This is a genomic window from Nonomuraea salmonea (assembly GCF_042428605.1).
In the GTDB taxonomy this organism is placed as follows: Bacteria; Actinomycetota; Actinomycetes; order Streptosporangiales; family Streptosporangiaceae; genus Nonomuraea; species Nonomuraea salmonea.
On record NZ_JBHMCF010000034.1, the window covers coordinates 231,570 to 245,743 of the forward strand.

Below are 14,174 nucleotides of genomic sequence, written 5' to 3' on the forward strand. Positions count from 1 at the left end.
GACGTTACTCAGGCCCCTTTCGTTCGCTGACAAAGCCGAGTGTGGCTGATGCGGCGTTCGCTCCAGGTAAGCCGCCGGTGGAAACGCGGAGGAAACAGCCCGGACTGTTGCATCTGGCCTCGTACGACGTTCGTGCCACGAAGGAGAGCTTCATGCGAGGAAGAAGACGCACCGCGCCCGCCGTCGGGGCCGCGCTGCTCATGGCGGCACTGCTGGCGGCGTGCGGTTCGGGCGGTGACGCCGGGTCGGACGTGGCCTCGGTGTCCGGCACCGGCACCAAGGCCACCGCGAGCGCACAGCCGAGCGAGGACAGGAAGGACAAGGCGCTCAAGTTCGCCCAGTGCATGCGCGAGAACGGCATCGACGTGCCCGACCCCGAGGACGGCCGGTTCACGATGCGGTTCGACAAGAACACCCCGCGGGAGAAGGTGGAGGCCGCCCAGGAGGCGTGCAAGCAGTACGCGCCGAGCGGCGAGGCGGGGCGCGGCGGCAACGGCAAGGCCGCCGAGAGCCTGCGCAAGCTCGCCCAGTGCATGCGGGACAACGGCGTCGAGAGCTACCCCGACCCCGAGGGCGGCATGATGCGGATCACCCCGGAGGTCGGCGGCGACCCCGACTTCGAGTCCGCCAGGAAGAAGTGCCAGAAGGAGGCCGGCGAGGCCGGCATGGGAGACTCCTGATGGAGCCGCCCAGGAAGCGGCGGCGGCGCGGCGGGCTGGTGGCCGCGCTGCTGACCGTGGTGGCGGTCGCGGGCGGCGCGCTGGTCGCCGTCAACGGCGCGGGCCTGCTGGAGGGCGGCGCGAGCCCGACCGGCTCGGCGAGCGCCCTGCCACCGGCCACCGCGACCGTCACCAGGCAGACGCTCAACGACACCACGGACGCCGACGGCGAGCTCGGCTACGGCCCGGTCACCACGGCCGTGGCCCGCAGGCCCGGCACGATCACCTGGCTGCCCGGGAGCGGCGCGACGATCACCCGCGGCAAGTCGCTCTACCGCGTGGACGACGAGCCGGTCACCCTCATGTACGGCGGCACCCCCGCCTACCGCGACCTGAAGGCCGGGATGACCGGCAAGGACGTCGAGAGCCTGGAACGCAACCTCGACAAGCTCGGCTACGACGGCTTCACCGTGGACGACGAGTTCACCTGGGACACCGCCCAGGCCGTCATGGAGTGGCAGGACGACCGCGGCCTGCCGGAGACCGGCGTGGTGGAGCTGGGCCGGGTGGTGTTCGCCCCCGGCAAGGTGCGCGTGGAGAGCCTGCAGGCCGAGGAGGGCGGGCCGGCGCAGCCGGGGCAGCAGGTGCTCGCGTACACGGGCACCTCGAAGGTGATCACCGTGCAGCTCGGCTCCGACGACCAGCGGCTGGCGAAGAAGGGCGCGAAGGTCCAGGTCACGCTGCCGGACGGCGAGAGCGTGAAGGGCAAGGTGACCGAGGTGGCCACCGTCATCGTGCCGGCCGAGAGCCAGAACCAGGACCCGGAGACGCGGGTCGAGGCGCTGGTGTCGATCGGCAACGCCAAGGCGGCGCGCGGGCTGGACAAGGCGGCGGTCGACGTCACGTTCACCGCGTCCAAGCGCGAGAACGTGCTCGCCGTGCCGGTCGCGGCGCTCGTCGCGCTCCAGGAGGGCGGGTACGGCCTGGAGGTCGTCGAGGGCGGCAGGTCCCGGTACGTCGCGGTCGAGACCGGCCTGTTCGCCGGGGGCAAGGTCGAGGTGTCCGGCGACGGGCTGGCGGAGGGCATGACCGTGGGGATGCCGAAGTGACGTACGAGATGATCGCTCTCACCGGCGTGTCCAGGACGTATCCCGGAGGGGTGGCGGCGCTGCGGGAGGTGTCGCTGCGGATCGGCCACGGCGAGCTGGTCGCCATCGCCGGCCCGTCGGGGTCGGGCAAGTCGACGATGCTCAACGTCATCGGCACCCTCGACCGGCCCACGACGGGCAGTGTGCACATCGACGGTCACGACGTCTCGGCGCTGACGGACAACCAGCTCTCCGCGCTGCGCGCCACCACGATCGGCTTCGTCTTCCAGTCCTTCCACCTCGCGCCGCGGGTCCCCGCCCTGGACAACGTGGCCGACGGCCTCGTCTACACCGGCATGAGCCGCTCCGAGCGGCGCCGCCGCGCGGCAGAGGCGCTGGAACGGGTCGGGCTCGGACACCGCATGGACCACGAGCCGCACGAGCTGTCCGGCGGCGAGCGGCAGCGGGTGGCGATCGCCAGGGCCGTGGCGGGCGACCCGCCGCTGCTGCTGGCCGACGAGCCGACCGGGGCGCTCGACTCGGTCTCCGGCGCGGGCGTCATGGAGCTGCTGCGCGAGCTGAACGCGGCCGGCACCACCATCGTGATCATCACTCATGACAGGGAGATCGCGGACAGGCTGCCCCGTCAGGTCCGCATGCGCGACGGGGAGATCGTCTCCGACTCGGCGCAGGAACCCGTGCGGCTGTGGAAGGGCGGGGCCTGATGACGCTCATGGAGGTGCGGCCCCGGCCCGTCCCGGCCCGGATGCGGGCCCGCGACGTGCTGCGGGTCGGCGCGATCGGCCTGCGGACCAGGCCGCTGCGGGCGTTCCTGTCCGCGCTCGGCATCGCCATCGGCATCGCCGCCATGGTCGGCGTGGTCGGGCTCTCGTCCTCGTCGGGCGCCGAGCTGGACCGCCAGCTCTCCGCGCTGGGCACGAACCTGCTCACCGTCACTTCGGGCACCACGCTCATGGGGGAGGCCGCGCAGCTGCCGATGGACGCCGAGGCGATGATCGACCGCATCGGCCCCGTACGGGCGGTGTCGTCGGTCGGGAAGGTCTCCGAGGCCAAGGTCTACCGCTCGGAGCGCATCCCGGAGGCGCAGACCGGCGGCCTCAGCACGTACGCCGCCCGCCTCGACCTGCCCGCCACCATCGGCGCCACGCTGAGCGGCGGCACCTGGCTGAACGCGGCCACCGAGCGCTACCCGGCCGCCGTCGTCGGCGCGGATGCCGCGCGGCGGCTCGGCATCGGCGCGCCCGGCCAGGACACCCAGATCGTGGTGGGCGGCGTCAGGTTCACCGTGGTCGGAGTGCTGGAGCCGGTGGCACTGGCCCCCGACCTCGACAGCGGCGTGCTGGTCGGGTGGCCGGTGGCCGAGGGGCGGCTGGGCTTCGACGGGCATCCGACCACCCTCTACACCCGCTCCGACGAGGCGCGGCTGGAGGCCGTACGCGAGGTGCTCGGCGCCACCGCCAACCCGCAGGCGCCCAACGAGGTGGACGTCTCCCGCCCGTCCGACGCGCTCGCCGCCAAGCAGGCGACCAGCCAGGCGTTCGCCGGGCTGCTGCTGGGCGTCGGGGCGGTGGCGCTGCTCGTGGGCGGGGTCGGCGTGGCCAACACGATGGTCATCTCCGTGCTGGAGCGCCGGGCCGAGATCGGGCTGCGCCGCTCGCTCGGCGCGACCAGGGGGCAGGTCCGCACCCAGTTCCTGGCCGAGTCGCTGCTGCTGTCGGCGCTGGGCGGGATCGGCGGCGTGCTGCTCGGGACGGGGGTGACGACGGCGTACGCGCTCTACAGCGGCTGGCCGTCGGTCGTGCCCGCCTGGGCGACGGCGGGCGGGCTGGCCGCGACTCTCGCCATCGGCGCCGCCGCCGGCCTCTACCCGGCCGTACGCGCCTCCCGCCTGTCCCCGACGGAGGCACTGGCGACCCCGTGACGTGCGCCGGGTGCCGGCGGGAGACGTCGGCGAGCCCGTGATGCTCGTCCGGGGCCGGACGGAGGCTTCGGCGCGCGCCTGGCGTCAGCCGGTCGCGTAGCAGACGGTCCTGCCGATCACGCGGACGCCGTCGCCGTCCTCGGGGCGCAGGGTCAGCTCGAACGTCACCTGGGTGCGCGGGTTGCGGAAGACCGCGACGTCCTCGGCGTCGTCACGCAGATCGGCGTCGTCGGCGACGCGGTCGTAGCCCAGCGCGTCCAGGCGGGCGAGCAGCCCGTCGGAGGGGCCGGCGAGGTCGCCCTCGGCGCGGACCGCGTGCCGCACTTGCCCGGGCACACACGTCTCGTCGTCGAGCAGGCGCACCGCCGGCCCGCTGAGGCCGGCGCCGAGGAGGGTGTCGGCGTCGTGGTCGAGCTGCCGCGACGCCTCTTCGAAAGAGGGCAGATCAGAGGCCGCCGTGCAGCCCACGGTGCAGGCCGTCATCGCCGCGGCGCAGATGAGCACCGCGGAAAGGGCGTGACGGCCGGAGCGCACCCTTCGACCATATCGAGGACCTTCGCGGCGATCGAGGGGGTTTCAGCGGTCGAGGAGCTGGGCCGCCAGCGTGTCGTGCACCCACTCCTCGAACCGCTCGTGCGGCCAGCCCCGCGCCCCCGCGAGCAGCAGGTAGAGCTCGGGGCTGAGCAGCCCGTACAGCACGTCGGCGGCCTGCTCGGGCGGCACGTCGGCGCGGGCGCCCGGCTTGGCCATCAGGCTCCGCGCGGCGGCGGTGTGCACGACGTGACGGGGGTCGGTGTCCTGCGTCCACTCCGCCGCGACCTCGGGGTCCATGGTGACGGCGGTGTCGAGCACCTTCATGATCGGCGCGACCCTGGCGAGCACGGCGGACGACCCGTGGACGAGCGCCCGCAGGTGCCCGGCGGCCGTCGGGGCGGCCAGTGCCTCCTTGAACCAGGGCCTGTCCATGGTCGCCACCGGCTCGTCGTCGCCCGCGATCGTGACGTCGACCAGCTCTTTGAGCAGCGTGCGCTTGTTGCCGAAGACGAAGTAGATGGTCTGGACGGCCACCCCCGCCCTGGTGGCGACGTCCTGCAGGTTGGTGGCGCCGTAGCCGTCCTGGACGAACAGCTCGCCGGCGGCCCGCAAGATGCGCGCCCTGGTCTCTCTGGCCTTCTGGGCGCGTTTGCCCGCCCTCTTGACATCGCTCATTCGCTGAAGTTTAACTCTAGTTTAGTCACTAGAAGTCAACTCTAGCGAAGGACTCCAACCATGTCCGTGCTCCGCATCGTCCGCTTCACCGCCGACCCCGCCGACGCCGACCAGATCCTCGCCAGGCGCGCCGACCTCATCAGCGCCGTACGCGCCCGCTTCCCCGGCCTGTCCGAGACTCGGCTCATGCGGCCCGACGAGCGCACCTGGGTCGACTCCTGGGTCTGGGAGTCCCAGGCCGCCCTGGAGGCGGTGGTCGCGGTCGCCCACGACCTGCCCGAGGCCGGACCGGCGTTCGCCCTGGTCAAGGACCCGACGAGTGAGGAGGGAGAGATCATCGACGAGCGCTAAGGACGCCAGCGGCGCAGGTCCGTCTCCTTCTCGTACGCCTGCGGGTCCGGATACGTGACCAGCTCCACCGTCGCACCCCAGGGCGTCCGGCAGTAGACGAACCGGTTGTGCGGGCCCGCCTCGGGACCCGGCAACGGCACCGGCTCCGACAGCGCCGTCCCGCCCGCCTCGGTGACCAGCCGCAGCGCCTCGTCCAGGTCGTCCACGTACACCGCGACGTGCTGCCACCCCAGGTCACACGGCACCACGGGCCCGCCCTGCCGGGGCCCGCTGAACTCGAACAGCTCGATGCCGGGCCCGTCCGGCAGGCGCAGCATGCGGACCGCCACCTCGGCCGTGCCCTGCGGCACGCCGAGGCGCCGCTCGGTCGCCCAGCCGCCCTTGGGTCCCCGCTCGCGCGGAAGGGTGTCGAAGAGCACCTCGGCGCCGAATGCCCGGACGAAGAACGCGGTGGCCGCTTCCAGGTCGGGCACGGTGACCCCGACGTGATCGATGCCGCGGACGGTCATGGCCTACCTCCTGTCGGAACGGGGGGTCGCTCACCTGCGGCTGCGGAACCTCCCGATCAGCCCCAGCTCGTCCACGCAGCGGCCCAGCCCGAGCGCCACGGCCTCCAGCGGGCGGTCCGCGCGGCGTACCGGCATGCACAGGGCCCCGCGCAGGCACCGGCCGAGGCCGCGCAGCAGCGCGCCGCCGCCCACCACGACCGCGCCGCGCACGCCGAGGTCGGCGGCCAGCTCGGCCGGACAGCGCTCGACGGTCTCCACCGCCGTGCGCGCGATCGACTCGAACGACGGCTCGGTGGCCTCGAAGATCTTCTGTACGGGCAGCACGAGGTCGTGCTCGCGCCCGGTCTCCGGGTCCCTGGCCCGCACGGTGACCTCGGGGTTCGTGCCCGAGGACCGGCGCTTGGCCGACTCCGCCTCGTCGTCGTCGAGCAGCAGGCCGTGCTCCCGCTCGACGAACCTGGCGATCGCCCGGTTGACCGCCAGCCCTCCGTACGGGACCGAGCCCGACGCCACCACCGACTCGCCCGACAGCACGGCGATGCGTGCGCTGTCGCGGCCGATGTCGATCACCATGTGCCCCGTGCAGTCCGACAGCTCCAGGCCCGCGCCGAGCGCCGCCGCCACCGCGTGCGGCACCAGCCGGGCGATCCTGGCCTCCGCCTCGTACGCGATGTCGCGCAGCGCCGCCCGGTCGATCGGCGTCGAGTCGCCGGGCAGCGCCATGACGACGCGCGGGCGGGAGTAGGGGTGCCAGTGCACCTTGCGCAGGAAGTGCCGGATCATGCGCCGGGCCAGCTCGGTGTCGGCGGGCAGCCCGCCGCGTACCGGCCAGCACGTACGGCCGCCGCCCCCGAGGGCGGCGGCTTCCGCGCCGTAGCCGATGACCTTCCCGGTGCGGCCGTCGCACATCACCGCCGAGGGCTCATCGAGCACGATGCCCTTGCGCTTGGCGTAGATGCGCGTGCTTGCGGCTCCGAGGTCCATCGCCAAATCACGACCGAAAACACTCATCGCAGGACATATTTCCTGAGCCGCTCCAACGCAACACCAGGAAGAGAACCGGGCATTTTTACCGAATCGGCGTTAGCGCCGCGATACTTGACGCGTGCTCGACTACGACCGGGAGGCCGCCCGCTACGACGAGACGCGCGGCGGCCTGCCCCGCGCGCGGGCGGCCGCGCGGGCGGTGCGCGAGTTGTTGCCCGGCTCGTTGCCCGGCTCGTTGCCCGGCGGCGGCACCCTGCTCGACGTCGCCTGCGGCACCGGGCTGGTGACGCGTGAGCTGGCCGGGGCCGGGCTGCGGGTACTCGGGGTGGACGCCTCCACCGGGATGGCCCGCCTCGCCGCCGGCCGGGTGCCGGTGGTGCTGGGCGACGGCCGCCTGCTGCCCGTACGGGATCGGTCGGTGGCGGCGGTCACCACGATCTGGCTGCTGCACCTGCTCGACGACGCCCGCCCGGTGATCGCCGAGGCCGCCCGCGTCCTCCGCCCCGGCGGCGTGTACGTCACCACCGTCGACAAACGCGCCGCCCATGACGCGAGCATGCCCGTCGACCGGCGGCCCGCCGACGGGGCCGCCACGGTGATCGAGGCGGCGGCCCGGCACGGGCTGCGGCCGTGTGGTGAGACCCGCTTCACCGGCCACGGCCAGAGCACGTCCGAAGCCCCCGACCCGATCTTCCGCCTCCTGGCCTTCACCGCCTGACAACGAGTGGCCGAGGCGGATGACGTCCACGACGGGGGAGAGCGGCAGGTCGCGGGGCAGGTGCCCGCCGAGGACGGTGACGCCGAGCGAGCACGGCCCCTCGCACGACGTGGACCAGGGTGGTGACCAGGCCGCGGCCGGCGTCATGGCCGCCGGGCGCGGCTGGATCAGGTGACGGGACGCCTGAGGTCGGCGAGGGTGTCGTCGGCCCACTGGAGGCCGGTGCGGGCCATGGCGAGGCCGAGGGTGTGGGCGTGGTGGCCGAACTCGCCGGGCCGCAACGACTCCAGCTTCTCCAGCCGCGCCACGTAGCGGGCCCTGATGCGCTCGAGCACGGCGACGGCCTGGTCGCGGTCCACCAGGTGCAGCAGGAACGCCTGGAGCGCGACCTCGCTGCGCACGGTCATCGCGGCGTCGTGCTCCTCCATCCACCCGCCCAGCTCGCGGCGGCCATCGGGCGTGATGCGGTAGATCTTGCGGCCCCTCGCGCCCTCCGACTCGACCTCCACGAGCCCGTCGGCGGTCATCTTCACCAGCTCGGGATAGATCTGCGTGTGCCCGGCCTGCCAGACGTGGTTGAGCGATTGGTCGAACGTCTTGGCCAGGTCGTAGCCGCTGGCCGGGCCCACGGCCGAGAGCAGCCCGAGCAGCGCGATCCGTAGGGACATGGTGGCCAGCATATCGAAGACTTGACATGTCAGAAGTTACATATCACTCTTCACCTGTGAGAGCTGACAAAAAGGGTGACGTCGTCGTCCTGCTCGCCGTGCTCGGCGGCATGTCCCTGGCGATGCTCGACCAGACGATCGTGGGCACCGCGCTGCCGCGCATCGTGGCGGAGCTGGGCGGCGGCCCGCTCTACACGTGGGCGGTGACCGCCTACCTGCTGACCTCCACGGTCACCGTGCCGCTCTACGGGCGGCTGTCCGACCAGCACGGCAGGAAGCCGCTGCTGCTGATCGGCATGGCGGTGTTCCTCATCGGCTCGGCGCTGTCCGGGGCGGCGCAGGACATGACGCAGCTCATCGCCTTCCGTGCCCTCCAGGGGCTCGGCGCGGGCGCGCTGCTGCCGCTGTCGATCGCGCTGGTCATGGAGATGTTCCCGCCCCGCTCGGGCGGGGCCCGCGTGCAGGGGGCGCTCGGGGGCGTGATGGGGCTGTCGTTCCTGGCGGGGCCGTTCCTGGGCGGGCTGTTCACCGACCACGCGAGCTGGCGCTGGGCGTTCTACGTGAACGTGCCGATCGGCCTCGTGCTGATCGCGATCATCGTGCTGCGGCTGCCGCGCCGGCCCGGCACCGGCGGCGGCAGGCCCGACTACGCCGGCATCGCGGTCTTCACCGTGGCCGTCACGTCCCTGCTGCTCGGCCTGACCGAGAAGGGGCTCGACGGTCACACCTGGACCGACGTGGCCGTGGCGGGGCCGATCCTGCTGGCGCTGGTGCTGCTGGCCGTCTTCGTGGCGGTCGAGCGGCGCGCGGCCAGCCCGATCATGCCGATGGAGCTGTTCGCCAACCGGTCGTACACGCTGGTCAACCTCACCTCGTTCGTCACGGCCTTCTGCATGTACGCGGGTGTCGTCTTCCTGCCCCGCTACTTCCAGGAGGCGCTGGGCGTGGCCGCCACCGAGTCGGGGCTGCGGATCTACCCGCTGACGCTGGGCATGGTCGCCGGCAGCGTGCTCATGGGCGCGCTGATGTCGCGGACCGGGCGGTACAAGCCGTGGCTGCTCGTCTCGCCGTTCCTGCTGGTCGCGGGCGCGCTGCTCTGCCTCAACCTGGCGGTGGACAGCCCCGGCCTCGCGGTCGCGCTGTGGATGCTGCCGCTGGGGCTCGGCATGGGGCCGATGCTGTCCGGGCTGACGGTGGCCGCGCAGCAGTCGGTGGAGCCGCGCCACCTCGGCGTCGCCTCGGCGAACCTGGCCTTCTTCCGGCAGATCGGCGGCTCGGTGGCGCTGGCCGTCGGCGGCACGCTCTACACGGCGGAGTTCGCCGCGAGCGTACCCGGGGCGGGTGCCGCAGCCGCGCACGCCTCCGCAGCCGCGCTGGTCGTGCCGTCGCTCGGGGTGGCGGGCGCGGTGATCGCCCTGGTCGCGCTGGTGGCGCTGCCCGACAGGCGGCTCGCGGACCCGGCAGAGCCGGCGGACCGGCCGCCGCGGCGGCCTGAAGACACGGTGGAGGCCGGTTTCGCGTCATGAGCGGGGGCGTGCGAAGCTTTGAGTGTCCCCAACACCATGGAGGTCCTCATGGCGGATACACCGGAGCCGGAAGTCAGCGAAACTCCCGAGGACGAGATGAAGCGCAAGTTCCGCGAAGCGCTGGAGCGCAAGCGCAGCCAGCAGGCGGGCTCGGGCGCGGGTGGCAGGGGCGTCGACCCATCGAAGATTCACGGGGCGCACGGTCCGGCTGCCAATAAGAGATCGTTCAGGCGCAAGAGCGGCGGCTGAGGACTGAATCCTCAGGGGGCACGGCATGCCGTGCCCCCTTTTTGTATGCATTCCCGCTGAAGGTAGATCTTTGTCCGATTCGTGGTGAAACGTTTGCGGGTGTCCGATCCCGTCGTTAGAGTGTTCGCCATTACCAGCCGGTGACCTAGTCCTTACCCAAGACGGACGACCGGCTGGCGCCGAATCCCGAACCCTTCGGGAACCGGGGAACCACCCGCATTCGGGGTGAATCCGGCCCGCGCGGCCGGTAGGGCAACTCCACCGCCCGAACCCGTCAGCTAACCCGGTAGGCGTGATGGAGAGGATCACGTATTACATGTTCCAGCGCGTCGTACCCCCAGACCGCTCTTTGACGGCCGCCCGCTGAGCGGCCCCCTTCCCCAGGCTCGTCATTTGCGCTCCGCGTAGCGCCGCGGGGTCCCCCGCCCCGCCGCGCCCCCATCCCCTCGCGCCCGAGCGCAACTCCCCCGTCCCCTCGTGAAGGGTTTGCTGCTTCATGTCTGCTCGTTTCAGCCTGCGTTCCCTCGCCACGCTGACCGCCTGCTGCGTCGGCATGCTGACCTGCGCCAGTACGGCCGCGCACGCCGACACCCCCGACAAAGACAGGAAGATCCTGCTCAAGGGCTCGACCACGGCCTCGTACTTCTGGGACGACGCCTCCGGCCGGGCCGGTGACACCGGGCTGCCGGCCAGCGGCAAGCCCATGCAGAAGGGTCTGGCGGCCAGCCCGAGCTGGCCGCTGATGACCGAGGGTTACGTGGTCTACAAGGGCAAGAAGGCGCCCTTCTTCGTCGGTGACCGCGGGCCGGGCGAGCCCTCCAACCGCGGCATCATGCTCGACCTCGACGCCAAGACGTTCGCCGAGCTGACCGGCGGCAGTTTCAACTCCAGCACGCTCGGTGTGGACGGCGTCGGCGGCCAGGGCCACATCGAGGTCGAGTACGTCATCACCAAGTGGGGCGACGGCGTGGGCAAGAAGAACCACCCGGTCCCGTTCTCGACCGGCGCCTGGTCCAGGCGTGACAGGAACCCGGCGCCCCCGCCCGCCGACCAGGAGCAGGACTCCCAGGCCGGTGGCATCGCCGTACCGGCCGCCCGCTGACGGCTTTACGCCACGCGTACCAGAATGACATTCTGGCCTGCGTGACGACCCGTGTAGCCGCAAACGGCATTGAGATCGCCTATGACAGCTTCGGCGCACCCACAGGGCGGCCGCTCCTCCTGATCATGGGGCTCGGCGCCCAGCTCATCCAGTGGGACGAAGGGTTCTGCCGGCTCCTCGCGGAGCAGGGACACCACGTCGTACGGTTCGACAACCGCGACGCGGGACTGTCCACGCACATCCACGACGCGGGCGTCCCCCAGCCGGGGGCGCCCGCGCCGTATTCGCTGACGGACATGGCCGCCGACACCGCCGCGTTCATGGACGCCATCGGCTGGCCGTCCGCGCACGTCGTGGGCGCCTCGATGGGCGGCATGATCGCCCAGACATTGGCCATCGAGCACCCCGAGCGGGTGCTGACCCTGACCTCCATCATGTCCACGCCGGGACCCGACGTCGCCCCGCCCACCCCCGAGGCGATGACCGCGCTCATGACGCCGCCGCCGGCCGACCGCGCCGGCGTGCTCGACCAGTCGGTGGTGACCTGGTCGACGATCGGCTCACCGGGCTACGAGCTGGACGAGGAGGCCATCAGGGAACGGGCCGGCCTGGCCTACGACCGCTGCTTCGATCCGGCGGGCACGGCCCGGCAGTTCGCGGCGATCAGGGCGTCGGGCGACCGTACGCAGGCGCTGGCCGGCGTCCGCGCCTCCACGCTGGTGATCCACGGCGAGGCCGACCCGCTGATCCCGGCGGCCGGCGGCCGGGCGACGGCGGAGGCGGTGCCGGGGGCGCGGCTGGTGACGTATCCGGGGATGGGGCATGACCTGCCGAAGGCGCTGTGGCCCGACATCGTCGCCGAGATCACCAAGTTGACCGCGTCCTGAACCCTCCGGCTCTGGTCGGCCCGCTGGGGCCGATCAGAGCCGCGCGTGCTTCTCGCGGCAGCGCATGATCTCGTGGACGTTGTCCTCCGCCCACTCGGCCACCACCGAGATCGGCCCGTGCAGCGAGCGCCCGAGGCCGGTCAGCGTGTACTCGACCCGCGGCGGCACCTCCGCGAACGCCTCGCGCGTCAGCAGCCCGTCCTGCTCCATCGCCCGCAACGTCTGGGTCAGCACCTTGGGTGTGACCCCGCCGATCCGCGCCCTGAGCTGGGTGAACCGCATCGGCCCCCCGATGAGGCAGAGCAGCACGAGGGCCGACCACTTGTCGCCGATCCGGTCGAGGACCACCCGGGTCGGGCAGTCGGGATCGAAGACGTCGCCAGTATCCATGAGGTACTTATAGCACGATGAAGTAACCAGTACCCGATGGATACTCTTGGCCGTATGAAGATCCTTGTCTTTGGCGCGACCGGCATGGTCGGGCAGCGCATCGCCGCCGAGCTCCGTGACCGCGGCCACGAGGTGACCGGCGTCAGCCGCAGCGGCGGCCCCGTCAAGGGCGACGTCCGCGACACCGCCACCCTGGCCCCCGGCCACGACGCCGTCGTCTCCGCCGTCGCCCCGCCGCGCGACGGCACCGAGCCCGAGCCGCCGTTCATCGAGGCCAACACGGCGCTCACCGACGGCCTGCGCGCGGCAGGGGTGCGCCGGCTGATCGTGGTCGGCGGCGCCGGCAGCCTCCAGGTGGCCCCCGGCCAGGACCTCGTGGACACGCCCGAGTTCCCCGAGCTCTACAAGAAGGAGGCGCTGGCCGGGCGGGCCCTGCTGCGCTTCTACCGCGAGGTCGACGACCTCGACTGGACGTTCGTCTCCCCGGCGGCGGAGATCGCGCCGGGGGAGCGCACCGGCGTGTTCAGGGTGGGCGGCGACACCCTGCTCAGCGACGAGCAGGGCCGCAGCTTCATCAGCGCAGAGGACTACGCGGTCGCGATCGCCGACGAGCTGGAGAAGAACGCCAACGTGCGCAAGCGCATCTGCGTGGCCTACTGATCGGGCTTACTGATCGGGCTCACTGATCAGCGTCCTTCGGTAGCAGCGCCCGCTCGTCGGGCTTGTGCACGAGGATGTTGTCCACGTACGAATCCACCGCCTTGGCCAGCCCGACATCGGCGCCGGCCTGCTCCGACAGGTACCACCGGTGGTCCAGGATCTCGTGGAAGAGCTGCGCGGGCTCCAGCTTGCCGCGCAGCTCGGCCGGGATCGCCTCGACCGTCGGCTGGAACACCTCGGCCAGCCACCGGTGCGCCACGATGGCCTCGTCCTCGTGGCGCAGGCCCTTGGCCACCCGGAAGCCGTCGAGGTCGTTGAGCAGCCGCCTGGCCTGGTTCTCCTCGACGTCGAGGCCGGTCAGCCTGAGCAGCCGCCGCTGGTGGTGCCCGGCGTCCACGACCTTGGGACGCACGATGAGCCGGCCTGTGCCGACCTTGCGCCGCACCATCATCTCGGCGACGTCGAAGCCCAGCAGGTTGAGCCGCCTGATGCGCTGCTCCACGCGGTGCCAGTCGACCTCCTCGATGATCTCGCTCTCGTTGATCTCGTTCCAGAGGCGGTGGTAGCGGGCCACGATGTCCTCGGCGGTCTCCATGGGGTCGATCGACGGGTGCAGCAGCCCGCCGGCCTCCAGGTCGAGCATCTCGCCGAAGATGTTGGTGTGCGCGGTGTCGATGTCGCCGAGCCGCTGGCCCTCGCTGATCATCGGGTGCATCTCGCCGGTCTCGGCGTCCACCAGGTACGCCGCGAACGCGCCCGCGTCCCGCCTGAACAGCGTGTTCGACAGCGAGCAGTCACCCCAGTAGAAGCCGTTGAGATGCAGCCGCACCAGCAGCACGGCCAGCGCGTCGAGCAGGCGGGTGAGCGTGTCGGGGCGCAGGGTGCCCGACATGACCGCGCGGTAGGGCAGCGAGAACTGCAGGTGGCGGGTGATGAGCGCGGCGTCGAGGCCGTCCTCGCGGCCGGTGACGTACGCGACGGGTTCGACGGCGGGCGCGTCCAGCCTGGCCAGGTCCCACAGCAGCTGGTACTCCCGCTTGGCGTACCGCTCGCTGATCTCCTTGATCGCGTACACCTTGCCGGAGAGCCGGGCGAAGCGGACCACGTGCCGCGAGATGCCGCGCGGCAGATCGACCAGATGGTGCTGCGGCCAGTCCTGCAGCGGGACTTCCCAGGGGAGGCGGATCAGGTCAGGGTCACCTAGCGCGCCAGTGATCTGGAGGGGCATT

19 protein-coding genes and 1 riboswitch are annotated in these 14,174 nt (G+C 72.0%); of the genes, 12 read left to right on the forward strand and 7 right to left on the reverse strand.

All coding sequences use genetic code 11. From position 1 onward, the window contains the following. Positions 1–152: 152 nt before the first annotated feature. Genes ACFFR3_RS28860 through ACFFR3_RS28875 form a run of 4 tightly spaced genes read left to right on the forward strand, consistent with a single transcriptional unit; the run spans position 153 to position 3,689 of the window. Entirely contained in the window at positions 153–680 is a 528-nt protein-coding gene (locus ACFFR3_RS28860) for a hypothetical protein (RefSeq protein ID WP_345388916.1), read from the forward strand. After that, entirely contained in the window at positions 680–1,768 is a 1,089-nt protein-coding gene (locus ACFFR3_RS28865; protein ID WP_379484160.1) for an efflux RND transporter periplasmic adaptor subunit, read from the forward strand. Before ACFFR3_RS28860 ends, ACFFR3_RS28865 begins: the two co-directional genes overlap by 1 nt. Before the next feature lie 8 nt (positions 1,769–1,776). After that, the gene (locus ACFFR3_RS28870; protein ID WP_345409363.1) at positions 1,777–2,472 is read left to right on the forward strand and encodes an ABC transporter ATP-binding protein; all 696 of its coding nucleotides are present in this window, start codon (positions 1,777–1,779) and stop codon (positions 2,470–2,472) included. Beyond that, entirely contained in the window at positions 2,472–3,689 is a 1,218-nt protein-coding gene (locus tag ACFFR3_RS28875) for an ABC transporter permease (protein WP_379484161.1), read from the forward strand. The genes ACFFR3_RS28870 and ACFFR3_RS28875 overlap by 1 nt, the downstream gene beginning before the upstream one ends. An 84-nt stretch (positions 3,690–3,773) precedes the next feature. On the opposite strand, the gene ACFFR3_RS28880 is transcribed toward ACFFR3_RS28875, so the two are convergent. Continuing rightward, positions 3,774–4,223 (reverse strand): hypothetical protein, encoded by a 450-nt coding sequence (locus ACFFR3_RS28880; protein WP_364370043.1) that lies wholly within the window; start codon positions 4,221–4,223, stop codon positions 3,774–3,776. 42 nt (positions 4,224–4,265) lie between these two features. Continuing rightward, complete coding sequence (locus ACFFR3_RS28885) at positions 4,266–4,898, reverse strand: TetR/AcrR family transcriptional regulator (RefSeq protein WP_364370046.1); 633 nt, start codon at positions 4,896–4,898, stop codon at positions 4,266–4,268. A gap of 60 nt (positions 4,899–4,958) precedes the next feature. On the opposite strand from ACFFR3_RS28885, the gene ACFFR3_RS28890 reads away from it, so the two are divergent. Then, positions 4,959–5,249 carry an antibiotic biosynthesis monooxygenase gene (locus tag ACFFR3_RS28890; protein WP_345388904.1) on the forward strand — a complete coding sequence of 97 codons (291 nt, stop codon included), beginning with the start codon at positions 4,959–4,961 and terminating at the stop codon, positions 5,247–5,249. Here the strand turns inward: ACFFR3_RS28890 and ACFFR3_RS28895 are convergent. Together ACFFR3_RS28895 and ACFFR3_RS28900 are read right to left on the reverse strand one after the other, a co-directional pair. Beyond that, the gene (locus ACFFR3_RS28895; protein WP_345388902.1) at positions 5,246–5,758 is read right to left on the reverse strand and encodes a VOC family protein; all 513 of its coding nucleotides are present in this window, start codon (positions 5,756–5,758) and stop codon (positions 5,246–5,248) included. The genes ACFFR3_RS28890 and ACFFR3_RS28895 overlap by 4 nt on opposite strands. Positions 5,759–5,788: 30 nt before the next feature. After that, positions 5,789–6,742, reverse strand: coding sequence for a rod shape-determining protein (locus ACFFR3_RS28900; RefSeq protein ID WP_345388900.1), 954 nt, complete (start codon positions 6,740–6,742; stop codon positions 5,789–5,791). 121 nt (positions 6,743–6,863) lie between these two features. Here ACFFR3_RS28900 and ACFFR3_RS28905 point away from each other — a divergent pair, with 121 nt between their 5' ends. Both ACFFR3_RS28905 and ACFFR3_RS28910 read left to right on the forward strand, forming a co-directional pair. After that, on the forward strand, positions 6,864–7,463 hold the full coding sequence (locus tag ACFFR3_RS28905; RefSeq protein ID WP_364370054.1) for a class I SAM-dependent methyltransferase: 600 nt from the start codon (positions 6,864–6,866) through the stop codon (positions 7,461–7,463). 19 nt (positions 7,464–7,482) lie between these two features. Further along, the gene (locus ACFFR3_RS28910; protein ID WP_364370057.1) at positions 7,483–7,638 is read left to right on the forward strand and encodes a hypothetical protein; all 156 of its coding nucleotides are present in this window, start codon (positions 7,483–7,485) and stop codon (positions 7,636–7,638) included. Here the strand turns inward: ACFFR3_RS28910 and ACFFR3_RS28915 are convergent. After that, positions 7,631–8,131 carry a PadR family transcriptional regulator gene (locus tag ACFFR3_RS28915; RefSeq protein WP_345388896.1) on the reverse strand — a complete coding sequence of 167 codons (501 nt, stop codon included), beginning with the start codon at positions 8,129–8,131 and terminating at the stop codon, positions 7,631–7,633. The genes ACFFR3_RS28910 and ACFFR3_RS28915 overlap by 8 nt on opposite strands. Positions 8,132–8,187: 56 nt before the next feature. On the opposite strand from ACFFR3_RS28915, the gene ACFFR3_RS28920 reads away from it, so the two are divergent. From ACFFR3_RS28920 to ACFFR3_RS28935, 4 genes are all read left to right on the forward strand, one after another. Beyond that, entirely contained in the window at positions 8,188–9,657 is a 1,470-nt protein-coding gene (locus tag ACFFR3_RS28920) for an MDR family MFS transporter (protein ID WP_379484162.1), read from the forward strand. Positions 9,658–9,705: 48 nt separating this feature from the next. After that, on the forward strand, positions 9,706–9,906 hold the full coding sequence (locus tag ACFFR3_RS28925) for a DUF5302 domain-containing protein (RefSeq protein ID WP_364370063.1): 201 nt from the start codon (positions 9,706–9,708) through the stop codon (positions 9,904–9,906). 167 nt (positions 9,907–10,073) lie between these two features. Further along, positions 10,074–10,214: riboswitch (cyclic di-AMP (ydaO/yuaA leader) on the forward strand. A gap of 188 nt (positions 10,215–10,402) precedes the next feature. Then, positions 10,403–11,008, forward strand: a complete 606-nt coding sequence (locus ACFFR3_RS28930) for a hypothetical protein (protein ID WP_379484163.1) — start codon at positions 10,403–10,405, stop codon at positions 11,006–11,008. A gap of 41 nt (positions 11,009–11,049) precedes the next feature. Then, positions 11,050–11,895: an alpha/beta fold hydrolase gene (locus tag ACFFR3_RS28935; RefSeq protein ID WP_364370066.1), complete on the forward strand. Its 846-nt coding sequence runs from the start codon at positions 11,050–11,052 to the stop codon at positions 11,893–11,895. Positions 11,896–11,928: 33 nt separating this feature from the next. Here ACFFR3_RS28935 and ACFFR3_RS28940 read toward each other — a convergent pair whose 3' ends face one another. Continuing rightward, on the reverse strand, positions 11,929–12,285 hold the full coding sequence (locus tag ACFFR3_RS28940) for a winged helix-turn-helix transcriptional regulator (protein ID WP_379484164.1): 357 nt from the start codon (positions 12,283–12,285) through the stop codon (positions 11,929–11,931). A gap of 54 nt (positions 12,286–12,339) precedes the next feature. Here ACFFR3_RS28940 and ACFFR3_RS28945 point away from each other — a divergent pair, with 54 nt between their 5' ends. Next, positions 12,340–12,945 carry an NAD(P)-dependent oxidoreductase gene (locus ACFFR3_RS28945; protein WP_379484165.1) on the forward strand — a complete coding sequence of 202 codons (606 nt, stop codon included), beginning with the start codon at positions 12,340–12,342 and terminating at the stop codon, positions 12,943–12,945. A 19-nt stretch (positions 12,946–12,964) separates the two neighbouring features. On the opposite strand, the gene ACFFR3_RS28950 is transcribed toward ACFFR3_RS28945, so the two are convergent. Further along, positions 12,965–14,173 (reverse strand): DUF4032 domain-containing protein, encoded by a 1,209-nt coding sequence (locus ACFFR3_RS28950; protein ID WP_345388885.1) that lies wholly within the window; start codon positions 14,171–14,173, stop codon positions 12,965–12,967. Position 14,174: the final 1 nt, after the last annotated feature.

Coding starts and splice junctions, on each gene's coding strand:
- ACFFR3_RS28860 (WP_345388916.1), top strand. CDS start 153: ATGCGAGGAAGAAGACGCACCGCGCCCGCCGTCGGGGCCGCGCTGCTC.
- ACFFR3_RS28865 (WP_379484160.1), top strand. CDS start 680: ATGGAGCCGCCCAGGAAGCGGCGGCGGCGCGGCGGGCTGGTGGCCGCG.
- ACFFR3_RS28870 (WP_345409363.1), top strand. CDS start 1,777: ATGATCGCTCTCACCGGCGTGTCCAGGACGTATCCCGGAGGGGTGGCG.
- ACFFR3_RS28875 (WP_379484161.1), top strand. CDS start 2,472: ATGACGCTCATGGAGGTGCGGCCCCGGCCCGTCCCGGCCCGGATGCGG.
- ACFFR3_RS28885 (WP_364370046.1), bottom strand. CDS start 4,898: ATGAGCGATGTCAAGAGGGCGGGCAAACGCGCCCAGAAGGCCAGAGAG.
- ACFFR3_RS28890 (WP_345388904.1), top strand. CDS start 4,959: ATGTCCGTGCTCCGCATCGTCCGCTTCACCGCCGACCCCGCCGACGCC.
- ACFFR3_RS28895 (WP_345388902.1), bottom strand. CDS start 5,758: ATGACCGTCCGCGGCATCGATCACGTCGGGGTCACCGTGCCCGACCTG.
- ACFFR3_RS28900 (WP_345388900.1), bottom strand. CDS start 6,742: ATGGACCTCGGAGCCGCAAGCACGCGCATCTACGCCAAGCGCAAGGGC.
- ACFFR3_RS28910 (WP_364370057.1), top strand. CDS start 7,483: ATGACGTCCACGACGGGGGAGAGCGGCAGGTCGCGGGGCAGGTGCCCG.
- ACFFR3_RS28915 (WP_345388896.1), bottom strand. CDS start 8,131: ATGTCCCTACGGATCGCGCTGCTCGGGCTGCTCTCGGCCGTGGGCCCG.
- ACFFR3_RS28925 (WP_364370063.1), top strand. CDS start 9,706: ATGGCGGATACACCGGAGCCGGAAGTCAGCGAAACTCCCGAGGACGAG.
- ACFFR3_RS28930 (WP_379484163.1), top strand. CDS start 10,403: ATGTCTGCTCGTTTCAGCCTGCGTTCCCTCGCCACGCTGACCGCCTGC.
- ACFFR3_RS28940 (WP_379484164.1), bottom strand. CDS start 12,285: ATGGATACTGGCGACGTCTTCGATCCCGACTGCCCGACCCGGGTGGTC.
- ACFFR3_RS28945 (WP_379484165.1), top strand. CDS start 12,340: ATGAAGATCCTTGTCTTTGGCGCGACCGGCATGGTCGGGCAGCGCATC.
- ACFFR3_RS28950 (WP_345388885.1), bottom strand. CDS start 14,173: ATGCCCCTCCAGATCACTGGCGCGCTAGGTGACCCTGACCTGATCCGC.